We start from the raw sequence: 18,178 nt of genomic DNA on the forward strand, positions 1-18,178 counted from the left end.
GGTGAATCATATGGCCGAATCTGTAATAGATAATTCCGCAGAACTTCCTGTGGAGAAGAAAACTTCCAAACTGGCGGCGGTTTCGAAGTTTCGCGAACTGGGTTTATTGGCTTTTATCGTCCTGCTTTGCATCGTCGTCCAAACAAAAAATGCCAGCTTTTTAACGATCGGCAACTTGACAGACATGGTAACCAATACCGCCATCCTCAGTATTCTGGCACTGGGCATGATGCTGGTATTGATAACAAGGGGCATTGATTTATCGATCGGTTCCACCCTTGCTTTATCGGGAATGATTGTAGCGCAAACGGTCAGTGTCTACAGCGGTTTAAACCCAATTCTGGCAATTTTGATGGGGACGGCAATCGGGATCGCATGCGGCGTTGTCATCGGTTTTCTGGTGGCGAAAATAGGGATTCTTCCAATTATAGCGACATTGGCAATGATGAATATTTTCAGGGGCCTGAATTATACGGTCAGCGACGGGCAATGGATCAGCTCCTACCAGATGCCGGCAAGTTTTGTTTCCATCGCAACCAGCAAGATCATAGGCATCAACACATTGGTGTTTATCGCCATAATCATTTATATCACGGCTTTCTATTTTATCAACCATACAAGGACGGGAAGGCAGATTTATGCTGTCGGCAGCAATCCCGAATCCGCGAAAGTCAGCGGCATCAATCAGACGAAAATTTTATTGATCGTATATTCGATCATGGGCGGGTTGTCCGGATTATCCGGGGTATTATGGGTTTCGAAATTCGCGTCCGCCCAAGGAGATACCGCTTCGGGCTATGAGTTGACTGTCATTGCGGCCTGTATTCTTGGCGGAGTGAGCATCGCAGGCGGTTCCGGAAAAATTTCAGGGGTCCTCTTAGGCGCGTTTTTACTTGGCATCCTGAACAATGCTCTTCCATTGATGAATGTTTCTCCTTTTTGGCAAATGGCGATACAGGGATCGATTATTTTGATAGCCGTCATTATCAACGCCCTCGTTAAAAGAGGAGTAGACAGAAACAATTTGCTAAGGAGGAAGATATGACCATGGCACAAAAAGCGATTGATCAAAGCGAATATGTTCAGCGCACACTCAAGGACACACAAGATTTTTCATGGAAGAAATTTTTCCTCCAGTGGGAATGGCTGCTGATTTTGGTTTTCTTTTTGGTCTTGGTGATCAATACCAATCTTTCTCCTTTCTTTTTGAACGGCGCAGGATTACGGGACGCCACAATGATTTTCCTGGACAAGGCGTTTATCGTCTTTCCGATGGTCATGATCATGATCCTTAGGGATATTGATATTTCAGTCGGTTCTACAGTCGCCTTGTCTTCGGTCATCATGGCGACGCTCTACAATGATTTCGGCCTGCCTATGGGCGCGGCGCTTGGTGCGTGTTTGCTTGTAGGGGCCCTTTGCGGATTGGTAAACGGCTTGCTGATTGTGAAATTCAAGGAGCTTTCGGCAGTTATTGTAACGCTCGGAACCATGATCCTGTACCGGGGCATCGCCTATATCATCTTGGAAGACCAAGCCTCCGGAAACTTCCCGGCATGGTTCAGTTTTTTCGGCTGGGGGAATATCGGCGGCATTCCATTTATCTTGATCGTTTTTGCGGTGCTTGCGGTTGTCTTCACGCTGCTGCTCCACAAAACGACTTTTGGCAGACAGGTATTTGCAATGGGCAATAACACGACAGCCAGCCGGTTCTCGGGTGTCCAAGTCGATAAAGTCAAGGTCATCGTTTTCACATTAGCCGGAATAATGGCTGCCATCACTGCCATCTTCCTGGCTTCACGAATGGGCAGCACGCGGCCGAATGTGGCGACGATGTATGAGTTGGATGTGATTGCAATGGTCGCTTTAGGCGGAATCAGCACAGCGGGGGGCAAAGGCAGGATGGTTGGCGCCATTATTGCAGTTTTCATACTCGGCTACCTCCAGTACGGCTTGGGATTGATCAATATCCCTTCTCAAACGATGCTTGTTATCACTGGGCTGTTGTTGCTTGCTGCAGTCGGAATTCCCAAGCTCAATGTCAGCCGTAAATTCAAACGGTTCAGACGGAAACAATTGGAATAGGTTACTGGCAGCGGGCTACTCCAGGCTTGCCGCGTAATTATAAAAAACAAAACTAAAGGGGCGGAAAAAGATGAAAAAATTTCTCTCGAAATGGGCAATGATCGGGTTGGCGGCAACAATGCTTACGGCTTGCGGAAGCCAGGAAGCGGCGCCGGAACAAAGTGCAGCAGCAGGGGATTCCGGCGGAGATGGAGCTAAAACTTACGCCATGGTATTCAAAAACACTGGGAATCCATATGGAGAAAAAATGATGGAAGGGTTTGAGGAAGCTATCAAAGAAGCAGGCGGCGAAGTGATTCTCCGCGCTCCTGAACAGCCGACAGCAGAAGGCCAGATCCAGATCGTCGAACAGCTGATCACTCAAAAAGTAGACTCTATTTTAATCACAGGAAATGACATAGACGCCCTTCAACCGGTTTTACAAAAAGCGATGGATGCAGGCATCAAAGTTCTTTCAGCTGATGCGGCTGTAAACCCGCAGAGCCGATTGGTGCACGTCAACCAAGCCGATCCGGAACTTATTGGCCGCACACAGATTCAGGCAGTTTCTGAAATGATCAATGGAGAAGGCCAGATTGCAGTCTTAAGTGCCACTTCCCAAGCATCCAACCAAAACCTCTGGATCGAGTGGATGGAAAAAGAACTTGAAAAACCGGAGTATGACAAAATTGAACTTGTGAAAGTTGCATATGGCGATGACTTGCGGGATAAGAGTACATCGGAAACAGAAGCTTTGCTGTTGCAGTATCCGGATTTGAAAGCCATTGTCTCGCCTACTACTGTAGGGATTGCAGCTGCAGGAAAGGTGCTTACGGATAAAGGGCTGCAAGGTAAAATCGCTTTGACAGGCCTGGGGCTTCCAAGCGAAATGGCGACTTACATCGAAAACGGTGTTTCTCCGGCAATGTTCCTCTGGAATCCGATCGATGTGGGCTACGGAGCAGGAATGACTGCTGTCGCTTTGGTGGAAGGCGATATCACGGGGAAAGTCGGAGAAACTTTTGAAGCTGGGCGCCTCGGTGAAAAAGAGATTGTTGAAGACGGCGAAGGAACTCAAGTTATGTTGGGTGAACCGTTCCGTTTCGACAAAGAAAACATTGCCGAGTGGAAAGAAGTTTACTGACAAACCAAAGAGTCCGATCGGGCACAAAAAATATATTGAAGGGAAGCGGCTGCTTTCCTTCAATATCCTTTTGTGATAACGGCAAAGCCTAAACTTTTAATGACAGGGGGAGCCCAATGGAAAAAAGCAATAAGTTCGCCTGGTCGTGGATGATAAAAGAAGAGTTTTTGGATGATTATGTAAAGCTCCATGAAGAACCGTGGCAGGAAGTGCTCGATGAACATGCCAAGGCGGGGATCAGGAATTATTCCATCTTCCAAAACGGCACACAATTTTTTTATTGCTTTGAGTGCGACGATGTTGAACAGGCATTTGCTTATATAGCGGAAAGTGAAGCCTGCAGCAGATGGAATGCCATCACTTCAACCATGGTCAAAGGATCTTTCGATTTTAACGAATCAGAACCGATCAAGCCAATGAGAGAAGTGTTCTATTTGAAATGATGGAAAGTTCTTCACCTTTTTCAAAAAGGAGGCGCGTGTTTCCTCAGCCTCTAAAATGCGCAAGCATCAAAAGCGGCGAAAGCAACTAAAAATTGCAGTTTAGGCAACTGACAAAACTGACTGCACAGGAGGTACTTATGGTACAGAAACTATGGAGCGAAGAAAAAGCCAATAACTTAGCTGTTGGACTTAGTGAACTTGTCTACCGTTCGAACTTGATCGGATCTGACCGTTCCGTATGTAATTGGGGCGGCGGCAATACATCCATGAAAACGACCGAAAAAGACTTTCGGGGCAGGGAAATTGAAGTGATGTGGGTCAAGGGAAGCGGTTCGGACCTTGCCACTATGAGGGCTGAAAATTTCACAGGTTTGAACCTGGAGGATATCCTGCCGCTAATGGAGCGGGAAGAAATGCCGGATGAAGAAATGGTGGAATATTTGTCCCATTGCATGATTGACAGCAAGCACCCGCGCGCTTCAATCGAAACCTTGCTCCATGCATTTCTGCCTTTCAAGCATGTCGACCACACACATCCGGATGCCATTATAAGCCTTTGCTGTGCAGATAACGGCAAAGAGCTGGCCAAAGAGATATTTGGTGACCGATTTGTCTGGGTGCCGTATGTGCGTCCCGGTTTCAAGCTTTCCAAAATGATTGCAGAAGGTGTCCGGAACAATCCTGCTGCAGACCTTGTATTGATGGAAAAGCACGGCTTGGTCGTTTGGGGGGAGACGGCAAAAGAAAGCTACGATAAAACCATCTCTGTGATAAACGAAGCTGAAAGCTTTATCCAGGCGCGCATCGACAAAACAAAAACCTTCGGCGGCAGGAAATTCGAATCATTGCCGGCAGAAGATCAAAAGCGGATTCTAGCCCGGGTGATGCCGTTTATCCGGGGGTCAGTAAGTGAAGAAAAGAAGATGCTCCTAACATACGACAATGGGCACGATGTGCTGGAATTCGTCAACAGCCAGGACGCCGCTGAATTGTCCCAAATCGGGGCGGCCTGCCCGGATCATTTGGTCCATACAAAGATGAAACCGCTGTTTGTGGACTGGGATCCTGCCACAAAGGATGCGGAACAATTGATCAAGGCAGTTTCTGCCGGCATCGCCAATTTTAAAGAAGAATACAAAGCGTATTTCGAGCGCAATAAAAATGAAGGCGACGTGATGTTCGAGCCGGCTCCTCGTGTAATACTGATTCCTGGGATCGGCATGGTGAACACCGGGAAAAATAGTGCCATGGCAAATGTCAGCGGACAGCTTTACCACCGGGCGATAGCGGTTATGAAAGGCTCTACGGCGCTGGGCAATTTCGTTTCCTTGAATGAGAACGAATCATATAACATTGAATATTGGCCGCTGGAGCTTTATAAGTTGTCGCTCGCTCCTGCGGAAGCGGAATTTTCCCGCAAGGTGGCTTTTGTAACCGGTGGAGCCGGAGGCATCGGAAGCGAAACGTGCCGGCAATTTGCCGCGCAAGGAGCGCACGTCGTTTTGGCGGATCTCAATCTTGAAGGCGCTGAAAAAATTGCCGGAGAGCTTACGGAAGAATTCGGAGAAGGCCGCGCCATTGCCTTGAAAATGGATGTGACGAGTGAAGAACAAATACAGGCGGCTTTTCAGCAAACGGCCCTGGCATATGGCGGGGTAGACATCATAGTCAACAATGCCGGCCTCGCAACTTCAAGCCCGTTCGATGAAACGACGCTGAAAGAGTGGAATTTGAATATGAACGTTCTTGGAACCGGTTATTTTCTGGTCGCCCGTGAAGCATTCAAGCAAATGAAAGATCAGGCGATTGGCGGGAGCATGGTGTTCATCGGGTCGAAAAATTCCATTTATGCCGGCAAGAATGCCTCAGCCTACAGTTCAGTCAAAGCATTGGAAGCGCATCTGGCCAGATGCATTGCAGCTGAAGGAGGAGAATTTGGGATTCGGGTCAATTCGGTTTTGCCTGACGCTGTTTTGCAAGGATCCGCAATTTGGGGTTCCAGATGGCGTGAAGAGCGGGCGGCGGCATATGGGATTGAACCAGACCAGCTGGAAGAGCATTACCGCAAGCGGACAACTTTGTTAGTCAACATCTATCCGAAAGACATCGCGGAAGCCATCCTGTTCCTTTCTTCGTCTAAGGCGGAGAAGACGACCGGCTGCATGATTACTGTGGACGGCGGAGTGCCGGCTGCCTTTACCCGGTAAAAACCTTAGCTTTTGGAGGTCGCTCATGAAAAAATATAGCCTTGCTGTAGATATCGGCGCATCCAGTGGCCGGCTAGTTCTGGGAAGCTTGGAGAAAGGCCGTCTGGAACTCCAGGAAATCCATCGCTTCTCAAATGAAATCATAGAGAAAAACGGCCATTTCTGCTGGAATATCGAAGCCTTGTTCGAGGAGGTGAAAACCGGGATAAAAAAATGCGGCAGTTTAGGCATTGTTCCGTCAAGCATCGGCATTGATACATGGGCAGTCGATTTTGTTCTGCTCGATGAAAGAGACCAGCTTTTAACGGATGCTGTCGCTTACCGGGATCCCCGGACGGATGGCATTATGGAAGAAGTCACTGGAATTTTCATGAAAGAACGGCTGTACTTGGAAACGGGAATCCAGTTTCAAAAATTCAATACCATTTATCAATTGTATGCCTTGAAAAAGCAGCAGCCTGAAATACTGGAAAAAGCGAAGTCTTTCCTAATGATTCCGGATTATTTGCATTTTTTATTGACCGGCAAAAAAACAAATGAATATACCAACGCGACGTCGACCCAGCTGATTAACGCGTTTACAAGAAAATGGGATAAAGACATCATCCAAACGTTAGGGTTTGACATACACATGTTTCAGGAAATCGAGGCGCCTAAAGCGGTTCTAGGACCTATAAAAGAAGAATTGGCAAGGGAATTCGGCTTTGGGATGGATGTTATTCTTCCCGCTACTCACGACACAGGATCAGCTGTCCTGGCGGTTCCGCAAGTGGAAGATACCATCTATATCAGTTCAGGCACGTGGTCATTGATCGGTGTGGAAAATTACTTTCCGATTTGTGTCACGAAAGCTTTGGATTACAACTTTACGAACGAAGGCGGAATGGACTATCAATTCCGGTTCCTGAAAAATATCATGGGGTTGTGGATGATTCAGGAAATCCGGAGAAATTATGAAAACCGCTATTCGTTTGCTGAATTGGCAGAGCTTGCGGAAGCGGTGACCGGCATGGTCCCGGTCGTGAATGTTGATGCCCCCCGTTTTTTGAAGCCGGATGATATGGTGGCGGAAATCCAGGCTTACTGCTTGGAAACCGGCCAGAAGGCACCTGAAAGTCCGGGAGAAGTCGCCAAGTGCATCTTTGTAAGCCTTGCTGACAGTTACCAAAGGGCAGTGTTTGAAATTGAAGACATCTTCGAAAAAGAATTCAAGTCAATCAGCGTTATCGGCGGCGGTTCCAAAAATGAATTGCTGAATCAGCTGATAGCGGAAACGACAAAAAAAGAGGTATATGCCGGACCGACTGAAGCTTCAGCCATTGGAAACCTTGTAGCCCAGCTGATCGCATTGAATGAGATAGCGGGCATCAAAGAGGCGCGGCACATAGTCCGGCAATCTTTTGAAGTGAAGAAATACAGGCATTCGATAAGTGAAAAACAAGGAGGGATTGTATGAGTGTCAAAAGGCGGTTTGAGGAAGCCAAGAAAGAATACGAACAATGGGGAATTGACGTTGAAGGCATTTTCGAAAAACTGAAAACTGTTCCGATTTCCATCCACTGTTGGCAAGGGGATGATATTGGCGGGTTTGAAATAAACAAGGAAGCATTGTCGGGCGGCATTGATGTGACAGGCAATTATCCCGGAAAAGCGACGACCCCTGAAGAGCTGAGGCAGGATTTGGAGAAGGCGCTTTCGCTCATCCCCGGCAAGCACCGGGTCAACTTGCATGCAATCTATGCTGAAACGGATGGGGAAGTGGTGGAAAGGGACCGGCTGGAACCGAAGCATTTCGAGAAATGGGTGGCGTGGGCAAGGGAATTAGGGCTGGGCCTCGATTTCAACCCCACTTTGTTTTCCCATAAAAAAGCGGAAGATGGCCTGACATTATCCCATCCGGATCCGGAAATACGGCAATTTTGGATTGACCATTGCATAGCCAGCAGGAGAATAGGTGCATATTTCGGAAAAGAGCTGGGAACCCCATGCCTCACAAATATTTGGATTCCAGATGGCTATAAGGATACTCCAAGTGACCGGCTGACACCGAGAAAGCGCCTAAAAGAGTCGCTTGATGAAATTTTTGCGGTCGAAATAGACGGACGGCTGAATATCGATGCGGTAGAAAGCAAGTTGTTCGGCATCGGTTCAGAGTCGTTTGTGGTAGGTTCGCATGAATTCTATTTGAACTATGCTTTGAAAAACGATAAATTGTGCCTGCTCGATACCGGCCATTACCATCCGACAGAACTGGTTTCCAACAAGATTTCAGCTATGCTTCTGTTCAATGACCGGCTGGCGCTCCATGTTTCAAGGCCGGTGAGGTGGGACAGTGACCATGTTGTGGTGTTCGACGATGAGTTGAAGGAACTTGCCGTGGAAATTGTCCGAAATGATGCATTGGACAAAGTCATGATCGGCTTGGATTTTTTTGATGCCAGTATCAACAGGGTAGCCGCTTGGACCATTGGAACACGGAATATGATCAAAGCGCTGCTGTATGGACTGCTTCTGCCTCATGAACAGTTGAAAGCGCTTCAGGAACAAGGGGATTTTACGAAGAGGCTTGCGTTATCTGAAGAGTTTAAAACCTATCCATTCGGCGCCATCTGGAATTATTACTGTGAAGCGCAAAATGTGCCGGTTAAAGAACAATGGCTTGATGAAGTGGCGCATTACGAAGAAACAGTGCTCGCCAAAAGGTCCGCAGTTTCCGTGCCGGATGCTTTGGAACGAGCATAAGATGCAAGGGACGAATAAGGCATCATAAGCAGTCAGGGGGAGAGAGATGCTTGTAGCGGAGCGCCATAAAAAAATGGCTTCACTTGTCAATGAAAGGGGCAGCAGCCGGGTTTCTGAATTGAGCCGTATCTTCAAAGTGACCGAAGAAACCATCCGCCGTGATTTAGAGAAACTTGAAACCGAAGGGAAATTGAAGCGCAGCCATGGCGGAGCTGTAAGCGTCAAAGAGAATGAATTGGAAGCTTCCTATAGCGAGCGGGAAATACGGAATGTCCAGGAAAAAATGGCCGTAGCGGAAGAAGCGGTGAAGCTCGTCTCAAGCAATGACCGGATTGTCTTGGATGCCAGCACAACGGCTTGGTATATGGCAAAGATCCTCCCGGATATGCCATTGACCGTGGTGACAAATTCACTGAAAGTGGCCATGGAACTGGCAGCCAGGAACAACATTACTGTGATTTCAGCCGGAGGCACCCTTGTGCGGAAATCATTGTCGTTTGTAGGGCCCCAGACAACCAACGCTTTAGATTCTTATCATGTCAACAAAGCATTCATCTCTTGCCAAGGAATCCATTCGGTGAGGGGAATCAGCGATTCCAGTGAAATGCAGGCATTGGTGAAAAAGAAGATGAGCGAAATAGCGGATGAGGTTTATTTATTGGCGGATCATACGAAATTTGGTTTGCAGGCTTTTTCATGGATTGCCCCTATGCAGGCAATCGATTTTATCGTAACAGACGCAAAAACAAGCGAAGCCCAGCTCAAGGATTTCCGTGACTATCCTGTATCCGTGATTCAGCCTTCTGCACATCATTCGGGATAAGAATGGCGCTTTCTTTTTTCTGGGGAATCCAATGGAATCGGGTTGAAAAAGCATTCTGAAAGAGGAGGAGGCTACTATGGCGGAGAAAATATATAAAGTGATATCCGATACCGGAATCCAAGCCCGTCCCGCTGCGCAGCTGGTTAATCTGGCTTCGCAATTCGATGCGGACATATCCTTGGAATACAACTCCAAAACGGTCAACTTGAAATCCATTATGGGCGTCATGTCTTTGGCAATCGGCAAAGGATCTGAAATTATTATCACAGCCAAAGGCAAGGGAGAGCATGAAGCATTGCAAAGGATTGATTATTTTATAACAAGCGAAATAGCGGAATGAACTGCAGGCAGCTCTTGTCGCTGATTTGATGCCCAGCTGGAAAATACACGATGGAAGAGTGGATGAAAATGAAGGTCTCTTTGTTTATCACTTGTCTCGCAGAGATGTTTTATCAGAACGTTGCCAAGGATGTCGTAGAAATTTTAGAGCGGCTTGGATGCGATGTCGATTTTCCGAAAGGCCAGATTTGCTGCGGCCAGCCGGCGTATAATAGCGGCTACCGGAAAGATGCCCAAAAAGCTGCCAAGCAGATGATCAAGAGCTTCGAGCATTCGGAATTCGTCGTGACGCCTTCCGGCTCCTGTGCAGCCATGTTCAAAGAATACCCGGAATTATTCAAGGAAGAGCCGGAATGGCGAAAGCGGGCAGAAGCCGTTGCGGGCAAAACGTACGAATTCACCCAGTTTATCGTAAATGTACTTCATGTTGAAGATGTTGGGGCAGTTTACCCGGCCAGCGCCACTTACCACACCTCCTGCCACATGATTCGCTTGCTGAAAGAGACAGAGGCCCCTTTTAAACTATTAAAAAACGTTAAAGGGCTCGAACTCTTGCCGCTTGAAAACAGCTACGACTGCTGCGGTTTCGGAGGGACCTTCGCGGTGAAGATGGCGCCGATTTCAGAACAGATGGTGGACGAGAAAATTCAGCATGTGGAAGATTCGACAGCGACTCTCTTGATTGCAGCGGATAACGGCTGCCTTATGAACATCAAAGGAAGGATTGACCGGAAAGGCAAACCCATCGAAGTAAAACACATCGCTCAAATTTTAAATACGCGAGCCGAAGGGAGGAATTGACCATGCCCATGAAAATTGGGGAAAAGCCGTTTTTCGGCCGGGTGGACGATGCACTGGAGAACAATTTCATGCGCACCGCCATGGCTTCAGCCCAAGACCGGCTGCGCGGCAGGAAGCTGGATGCAACAGTAAGGGATGAGCAAATTGGCGATTGGGAAGAATGGCGCAGCGCGGGAGAAGAAATTCGCCGTCATACTCTTGAAAATCTCGACTATTATTTGGAACAGTTGAGCGAAAACTTTTCCCGAAAAGGCGGCCATGTATATTTTGCCGATACGGCAGAAGATGCTACCCGCTATATCCAAGAGGTGGCCAAGAAAAAAGGTGCCAAAAAAATAACGAAAGCCAAGTCGATGGTGACAGAAGAAATCGGCTTGAACGAAGCATTGGAAGAAATCGGATGTGAAGTGTTTGAGACAGATCTCGCCGAGTACATTCTGCAAATAGATGATCATGACCGGCCTTCCCATATTGTCGTCCCTTCGCTTCATAAGAACAAAGAACAGATTCGCGATACATTCCGGGACAAAGCGGGCTATACCGGAACAGAAGAACCGCGCGAGTTGACGGCCTTTGCGCGAAGCCAGCTGCGCGAAGTGTTTTTGCAGGCGGACATCGGAATCACAGGCTGCAATTTTGCTGTAGCCGAATCAGGTACCGTTTCACTCGTGACAAATGAAGGCAACGCAAACATGGTGACAACTTATCCGGATACCCAAATCAGTGTCATGGGAATGGAGCGCCTCGTCCCGACCTGGAAAGAGCTTGATGTCATGGTGAATCTCCTGAGCAGGAGCGCTGTCGGCCAAAAAATAACCACCTATATAACCAATTTAACTCCCCAATTAACAGAAGACAGTGTTGATGCCCCGAAAGAATTCCACCTTGTTATTTTGGACGCAGGGCGCTCAAACGCGTTGGGAACGGAATTTCAATCCGCTCTTCATTGCATACGCTGTGCCGCTTGCGTAAATGTATGTCCGGTTTACCGGCAGATCGGAGGCCATGCTTACGGTTCGATTTACCAAGGGCCGATTGGAGCTGTTTTGACCCCGATTCTTGGCGGCTACGAAGAATACGGCGAACTTCCTTTTGCTTCCAGTTTATGCGCCGCCTGTACAGAAGCCTGTCCTGTCCGGATTCCGCTCCATGAGCAATTGATCCGGCACCGGGAAAATTACGCAGCCCAAAAAGGCAGAACGGGAGAAAGGCTGGCGATGAAAGCATTCGGGATCGGTGCCAGTACCCCGGCTCTTTTTCAAGGAGCAGTAAAAGGGTTGCCGGCCATCATGAAACCTTTGGCCGAAGATGAAGGCATTTCTTCCGGGCCGGGTCCGCTGAAGCTCTGGACAGCTGTCCGGGATTTCCCTGCTCCTGGCAACGGCAACTTCAGGAGCTGGTTCAAAAACCATAAACAAGAGGGGGACTCATAAATGGCTGAAGGGACGATCCAAAACAAAGATGAGTTCTTGAATAGAATTGCCGGTAAGCTCGGACGTAAAAAAGCTGAGCCAGTAACGCTTCCCGAATGGAAACATCAGCCCCAATGGGAAGTCTTCAAAAATAGTGCACCGGATGATTTGCTGGCAGCTTTTTGCAAAAGCAGCAAGGCGAAATCGGCCTTCGTGATCCAAACAGAAGTCGCGAACCTGGAAACGGCCATGAAAGATGCCATCGATAAATACGGCGGGGGATTGATTGTCACGACTAAGGACGGGAGATTTGAAGAATTCGGCCTGGAACCTCTATTGGCTGATTCCAAAACCCATGTATGGGATGCCGATTTAGGGAAAAGGAATATCGAAATCGCAAAACAAGCGAATATCGGTGTGATTTTCAGCGATATCAGCTTGGCGGAATCAGGGACAATCGTTCAATTCAACGATAAAGACATCGCCCGGTCTGTCAGTTTGCTGCCTGTAACTTATATTGCAATCGTTCCCCAATCCACCATTGTGCCGCGCATGACCCAAGCAACGCATCGGGTGCATCAGGCGGTAGCGGCAGGCAAAGGCATTTCAACGTGCATCAATTTTATCTCCGGGCCGAGCAATAGTGCCGATATTGAAATGGACATCGTCATTGGGGTGCACGGTCCAGTCGAAGCAGTACATATCGTGGTGACCGACAAGTGAATAAGGGCAAACAACGGAGCGTCTTTCGGATCTGGTTTTATGGGATCGGTTAAGGCGTTTTTCTTATGCCTAAAAGGGTACTTATAAATCAGCGAAAACTATATCTCCACAATCGGGAGTGATGGCATGTCCAACAATTTACCCCGTGACGGGCTGACGGTAGTTGTCACCGGGGCATCAAGCGGTTTTGGCAAAGGGATTGTGAAGCGGTTGTCAGCGGAAGGGGCGAATGTGGTGCTTGCCGCAAGGCGCACGGCACTGATAGAAGAGTTGGCGTGGGAATGCGGTCCGGATGCGGTGGCGGTCACGACCGACATCAGCAAGGAAGAAGATATGGCGAACTTATATGAAACCGCCATATCGCGCTTTGGGAAAATCGATGTCTGGATCAATAATGCGGCACTTGGCATCATCGGTTCCTTCACCAAGGTGCCTCTTGAAGATTTGGTTCGTCTCGTGGAAATCAACATACTTGGTACGATGTATGGCAGCCACTATGCACTGAATCACTTTAAAGAACAGGGCAGCGGCACCCTCATCAATATGTCATCATTCGTCAGCAAAGTGCCGTTGCCGTACGGGGCGATCTATACTGGCACAAAAGCGGCCATCACCTCACTCAGTGCGGGGCTTTATCAGGAAATGAAACTGGAAGGCCGGGACGATATCCATGTTTGCGCCGTCCATCCGTGGGTGACCGATACGCCTTGGACAAAGCATACCGGCAATTATAGCGGCCACGATCTGCAATTTGGTCCGGTGGACAAGCCGGAGACAGTTATTGAAGCGGTCATCGGGCTGATTGACAAGCCGCAGGAAAGCATTGATATAGGCTTCAAAGTAAAAGGGACGCTGGCTTCCTATAAGCTGGCGCCGGGTTTGGTGGGGAAACTGAACGGTGCTTCTTTGATGGCCATGCTGGAATCTGCACCCGCAGCTGACGCAACGTCAGGGAGCCTGCATATCCCTCAGCCGGATGGGACGGAAGTATCGGGCGACTTGCGCGAAAAGCTGACGCAGAAATTGAAAGGCCAAGAAAAAGCTTAGAAGATTATGGACAGGAGGAATGCAATATGCGGGATAGTGCAGATCGAAAAGGGTTGACCGTAGTCATCACTGGAACGTCAAGCGGCATCGGAAGGGGCACCGCGCAGCAGCTGGCAGCGCAAGGGGCGAACGTGGTGCTTGCGGCGCGGCGCACAGACGTTATCGAAGAAATTGCCCAAGCCTATGGACCGAACGTAATCGCGGTGACTACGGATATCAGCAAGGAAGAGGACATTGCGAATTTAAGCGAAACCGCCATATCCACTTTCGGGAAGATCGATGTTTGGATCAACAATGCGGGAGTCGGCACCTATGGCTCGTTCACGGAAACACCTCTAGCGGATCTGGTCCGCACAGTGGAAATCAATATGCTTGGCACCATTTACGGCACGCATTATGCGCTCCGGCATTTCAAGGAACAAAAATCCGGCACGCTCATTAATATCGCTTCTTTTGCCAGCCAAGCAGCGGTTCCCTTTGGCGCGGTTTATACTGGCACAAAAGCGGCGGTATCAGGGCTCAGCAAAGGTCTCTACCAGGAGATGGAGGAGGATGGCTTCGAGGACATCCATGTTTGTGTGGTCGATCCCTGGGTGACTGACACTCCGTGGACTGCCCATGCGGGCAATTACAGCGGCCATGAAATTCTCGTGGGGCCTGCCGATGATCCGCAAAAAGTCATTGATGCCATCATCGGATTGATAGACAAGCCGCAAGAGCAAGTGGAAATTGGGTCTAAAGTGGCCGGCACAGCGTTTATCGGCAATGTTGTGCCAGGCGCAACCGATAAATCCACTGGCAAAGCACTGCATCAAATGTTGATGGAAGCGCCGCCTGCCCCGCTGACTTCCGGCAGTTTGCACGAATCACATCCTGAAGGAACAGGCGTATCGGGTGACTTGCGGGAGCGGTTGGAACGGAAAAATGCTGCTGATTGAGCGATAACCAGATTAAAGAAGCGGAGGAATTTACGATGGCCAATGAAAATTCACATGCGGGATTGACCGTTGTCATTACCGGTGCATCAAGTGGGTTCGGAAAAGGTGTTGCGCAAAAGCTCGGGGCAGAAGGGGCAAACGTGGTCCTTGCGGCGCGGCGGACAGAGTTGATAGAGGAGCTGGCAATTGAAATCGGGCCGAACGCACTTGCGGTGACGACGGATGTCAGCCAGGAAGAAGATGTGAAGCATTTGTTTGAATCGGCAATAGCCGCCTTCGGATCGATTGATGTTTGGATCAACAACGCGGCGGTCGGTGTAATCGGACCTTTCACAGAGGTGCCGACAAAAGATATTACCCGAGCTGTCCAGATTAACGTCATTGGCACCATCTATGGCAGCCACTACGCATTGCGGCATTTCAAAGAGCAGAAAACCGGCACACTTATCAACGTAGGATCGGTTTCCGGCAAAATCCCCTACCCTTACTACACACCTTACAGCATGACAAAGTTTGCGGTGACAGGGCTTAGCGCAGCCCTGCATCAGGAAATCGAACTGGAAGGCTGGGATAAGATCCATGTTTGCACTGTCCATCCTTGGGCGACCGACACGCCTTGGTTCGAACACACAGGGAACTATACAGGGCATGCAGCCGAGCTCAAACCGATGGACGATCCGGAAATTGTGATTGATGCCATCATTGACTTGATCAGCAACCCGAAAGAAAGTGTCGATACGGGCGCCAAAGCAAAGAGCGCCTCCATATCCAGCCATTTGGCGCCAGGGGCAACAGAAACATTCAATGCCAAATACGTGAAAAAAATCATTCAAAGCGCACCGCCCGCACCGCCGACTTCCGGCAGCCTGCATGAACCGATGCAAAGGGGTACAGGGGTTTCGGGCGGCATAAGGGAACGCATGAAGCAGGAAGAAAAGCAGCAAAAAAGGACATGAAAAAGAAAGCTGGCAACTACGGAGCCAGCTTTCTTTTTATGTGCAAAACAAAACAGGCGTCATCCTGCAACTGATAGGAGCACAATAAAGCCGAGGCCAGGAATTTATGACTGAATTGTGGCATAACAGGCTAAAAAATAGGTTGCCAGTGATGATTATCATCAAAGCTGGCAAATTACTCTGTAGGGTCTAGAAGAACTTGCTATAATCAATTTACATTGCAAAAAACCGATTTAACAGCAGGTTAATGACGTTATAAGTCAGGAGAGAACAGTATGAACCATCGCGCGTATTTAGCTTTAGCGATCCCGCTTGCCATATCGACGATTACCACGCCGCTGCTTGGGGCTGTCGATACGGCAGTCGTAGGGCAGCTTCCAAATCCCGCTTATATCGGGGGGGTCGCGGTCGGAACGGTCATTTTCAATACGATGTATTGGCTTTTCGGCTTTTTGCGGGTCAGCACTTCCGGCTTCGCGGCACAGGCAAGCGGAGCAAATGATGAACGGCAAGGCGTGCTGGCATTAGCGCGCCCATTTTTCATCGCCTTGCTCGTAAGCCTTGGGTTTCTGCTGCTGCAGAAGCCGATTGAACAAGCTGCATTGGCCATGATCAACCCGGCAGCAGATGTCAGTAAGTTTGCCTCTGAATATTTCGGCATCCGCATATGGGGCGTGCCTTTTACCTTGCTGAACTACGTCATTCTCGGATGGCTTATGGGGATGGGACGCATTAAGATTTCAGTAACAATTCAAATCATGATGAATGTCTTGAACATCATTTTGGCATTGCTGTTTGTCAATGTATTCTCGTGGGGGATATCAGGGGTGGCGACAGCGACGCTTATTGCCGAGTTTTTCGCTTTTGCTTTCGGGGTGTTTATTTTATGGAAGGAAGCTTCCATCCGAACAAGTTTGCCGCCATTGAAGGAAATCATCGATTCCGGCTCTTTCAAAAAAATGATGGGTGTAAACCAGGATCTTTTTATACGTACGTTATGCCTATTAACAGTATTCAACTTGTTCACGATGAAGAGTGCTTCGTTTGGAACGGAAATGCTGGCTGCGAACGCTGTGCTTTTCCAGATTCATTATCTGATGGCTTACGTTTATGACGGGTTTTCCAATGCATCCAGCATTTTCGCCGGAAAAGCGAAGGGCGCAAATGACAGGGAACTCTACACCAAAACTCTTTCTTTGTCATCCCAATGGGCCATCATCTCATCCGTATTGATTGCAGCTGTTTATTACTTGTTCAGTGAAAGCATTATTTCAGTTTTCACCAATATCCCATCGGTCATCGCATTAGCGGAAACATATGATCAATGGCTGATCATTTTCCCATTTACTGCAAGTTTCGGCCTGGTGCTTTACGGATTGTTTACTGGGGCAACCGAAACGGCGCCTATCCGGAATTCGATGATTTTCGCTTTGCTTGTGTTTTTGGCGGCCCTGTATTCCTTGGTGCCGCTCTTCGGCAACCATGGCCTGTGGCTGGCGTTCCTTATATTCAGCCTTGGCCGTTCACTCTTTTTAGCGCTATACGTGCCGAAGTTAAATAAAAAGTACATGCAGTCAGCAAAAATGGTATCTTAAATTAATGGTTGGGTCTTTTGGGAATATCGAATCAGCTTCTTTTTGTTTTTTAAAATAATGATATTATAGAAGAAGTTAGGAAATTCAATAAAATTGATAGAATCTGTTGATTGTTGCCAATAGGGGGAAAGCAGTATGAATACGGAAATTTTGGTCCGCAATAATGTACAGGTAAAAGGGCAAGGAGACACAACCATGGTCTTCGCCCATGGTTTCGGCTGTGATCAGCTGGTTTGGCGGGAAGTGGCTGCAGCTTTTGAAGAGGACTATCAAGTGGTGCTGTTCGATTATGTCGGATCAGGAAAAAGCGACAAATCGCAGTATTCAACGGAACGCTATGGTTCTTTGCACGGCTATAAGCAAGATTTGTTGGAAGTTTGTGCCGCCCTGGATTTAAAGGATATTATTTTTGTGGGGCATTCGGTCAGCAGCATGATCGGAGCTCTTGCTTCCATAGAGCAGCCCCACTTGATGGATAAATTGATCATGGTCGGACCTTCGCCGCATTACTTGAACGAGCCTGGATATCGTGGCGGTTTTGACAAAGAAGATATTGACGAATTGCTGGAAATGATGGAAGTGAACTATAAAGAATGGGCAAAATACTTGGCGCCGGTCAGTATGCAAAATCCGGAGCGGCCGCATTTGGCAGAAGAGCTTGAACAATTGCTTTGTTCAAATGATCCGGTTATTGCGCGGCAATTTGCAGAAGTGACGTTCAGTTCAGATGTCCGCGATGAACTGGAAAAAGTATCTGTGCCGACTTTGATAATGCAGCCGAAATATGATGCCATCGCTCCGCCAGAAGTGGGTGAATACGTTAAGGATAAAATACCCGCCAGTGAATTGGTTGTGATGGACGCCATGGGCCATAATCCGCATATTAGCGATGCTCAGGAAACGGTTTGCCTCATCAGGGAATATATAGCGAAACACTAGGAGGA

17 protein-coding genes are annotated in these 18,178 nt (G+C 48.4%); all 17 read left to right on the forward strand.

Annotation, left to right across the window (positions count from 1 at the left end; genetic code table 11):
• Positions 1-10 precede the first annotated feature (10 nt).
• A complete protein-coding gene (locus FQV30_RS02095; RefSeq protein ID WP_146498489.1) occupies positions 11-1,045 on the forward strand; it encodes an ABC transporter permease in 1,035 nt (344 codons plus the stop codon).
• Positions 1,042-2,085: an ABC transporter permease gene (locus FQV30_RS02100; protein ID WP_255473282.1), complete on the forward strand. Its 1,044-nt coding sequence runs from the start codon at positions 1,042-1,044 to the stop codon at positions 2,083-2,085. Before FQV30_RS02095 ends, FQV30_RS02100 begins: the two co-directional genes overlap by 4 nt.
• Positions 2,086-2,155: 70 nt before the next feature.
• The gene (gene rhaS, locus FQV30_RS02105; RefSeq protein WP_146498490.1) at positions 2,156-3,208 is read left to right on the forward strand and encodes a rhamnose ABC transporter substrate-binding protein; all 1,053 of its coding nucleotides are present in this window, start codon (positions 2,156-2,158) and stop codon (positions 3,206-3,208) included.
• A 116-nt stretch (positions 3,209-3,324) separates the two neighbouring features.
• On the forward strand, positions 3,325-3,651 hold the full coding sequence (locus FQV30_RS02110; RefSeq protein ID WP_146498491.1) for an L-rhamnose mutarotase: 327 nt from the start codon (positions 3,325-3,327) through the stop codon (positions 3,649-3,651).
• A gap of 137 nt (positions 3,652-3,788) precedes the next feature.
• Positions 3,789-5,858: a bifunctional aldolase/short-chain dehydrogenase gene (locus FQV30_RS02115; RefSeq protein WP_146498492.1), complete on the forward strand. Its 2,070-nt coding sequence runs from the start codon at positions 3,789-3,791 to the stop codon at positions 5,856-5,858.
• A 25-nt stretch (positions 5,859-5,883) separates the two neighbouring features.
• Positions 5,884-7,314, forward strand: a complete 1,431-nt coding sequence (gene rhaB / locus FQV30_RS02120) for a rhamnulokinase (RefSeq protein WP_146498493.1) — start codon at positions 5,884-5,886, stop codon at positions 7,312-7,314.
• Entirely contained in the window at positions 7,311-8,600 is a 1,290-nt protein-coding gene (gene rhaA, locus FQV30_RS02125; RefSeq protein WP_146498494.1) for an L-rhamnose isomerase, read from the forward strand. The genes rhaB and rhaA overlap by 4 nt, the downstream gene beginning before the upstream one ends.
• 46 nt (positions 8,601-8,646) lie before the next feature.
• On the forward strand, positions 8,647-9,423 hold the full coding sequence (locus tag FQV30_RS02130) for a DeoR/GlpR family DNA-binding transcription regulator (protein WP_146498495.1): 777 nt from the start codon (positions 8,647-8,649) through the stop codon (positions 9,421-9,423).
• Positions 9,424-9,499: 76 nt separating this feature from the next.
• Positions 9,500-9,763, forward strand: coding sequence for a phosphocarrier protein HPr (locus tag FQV30_RS02135; RefSeq protein WP_146498496.1), 264 nt, complete (start codon positions 9,500-9,502; stop codon positions 9,761-9,763).
• Between the two features lie 68 nt (positions 9,764-9,831).
• Positions 9,832-10,563 carry a (Fe-S)-binding protein gene (locus FQV30_RS02140; RefSeq protein ID WP_146498497.1) on the forward strand — a complete coding sequence of 244 codons (732 nt, stop codon included), beginning with the start codon at positions 9,832-9,834 and terminating at the stop codon, positions 10,561-10,563.
• 2 nt (positions 10,564-10,565) lie between these two features.
• Positions 10,566-11,996: a LutB/LldF family L-lactate oxidation iron-sulfur protein gene (locus tag FQV30_RS02145; protein WP_146498498.1), complete on the forward strand. Its 1,431-nt coding sequence runs from the start codon at positions 10,566-10,568 to the stop codon at positions 11,994-11,996.
• Entirely contained in the window at positions 11,997-12,698 is a 702-nt protein-coding gene (locus tag FQV30_RS02150; protein WP_146498499.1) for a LutC/YkgG family protein, read from the forward strand.
• Between the two features lie 126 nt (positions 12,699-12,824).
• Positions 12,825-13,745, forward strand: coding sequence for an SDR family NAD(P)-dependent oxidoreductase (locus tag FQV30_RS02155; protein ID WP_146498500.1), 921 nt, complete (start codon positions 12,825-12,827; stop codon positions 13,743-13,745).
• Between the two features lie 26 nt (positions 13,746-13,771).
• Positions 13,772-14,683, forward strand: coding sequence for an SDR family NAD(P)-dependent oxidoreductase (locus tag FQV30_RS02160; RefSeq protein ID WP_146498501.1), 912 nt, complete (start codon positions 13,772-13,774; stop codon positions 14,681-14,683).
• Between the two features lie 35 nt (positions 14,684-14,718).
• Complete coding sequence (locus FQV30_RS02165) at positions 14,719-15,639, forward strand: SDR family NAD(P)-dependent oxidoreductase (protein WP_146498502.1); 921 nt, start codon at positions 14,719-14,721, stop codon at positions 15,637-15,639.
• Positions 15,640-15,914: 275 nt separating this feature from the next.
• Complete coding sequence (locus FQV30_RS02170) at positions 15,915-17,234, forward strand: MATE family efflux transporter (RefSeq protein WP_146498503.1); 1,320 nt, start codon at positions 15,915-15,917, stop codon at positions 17,232-17,234.
• A gap of 135 nt (positions 17,235-17,369) precedes the next feature.
• Positions 17,370-18,173 carry an alpha/beta fold hydrolase gene (locus tag FQV30_RS02175; protein WP_146498504.1) on the forward strand — a complete coding sequence of 268 codons (804 nt, stop codon included), beginning with the start codon at positions 17,370-17,372 and terminating at the stop codon, positions 18,171-18,173.
• Positions 18,174-18,178 lie beyond the last annotated feature (5 nt).

The sequence above is a fragment of the Planomicrobium sp. CPCC 101110 genome, assembly GCF_007859395.1.
Lineage (GTDB): Bacteria > Bacillota > Bacilli > Bacillales_A > Planococcaceae > Planococcus.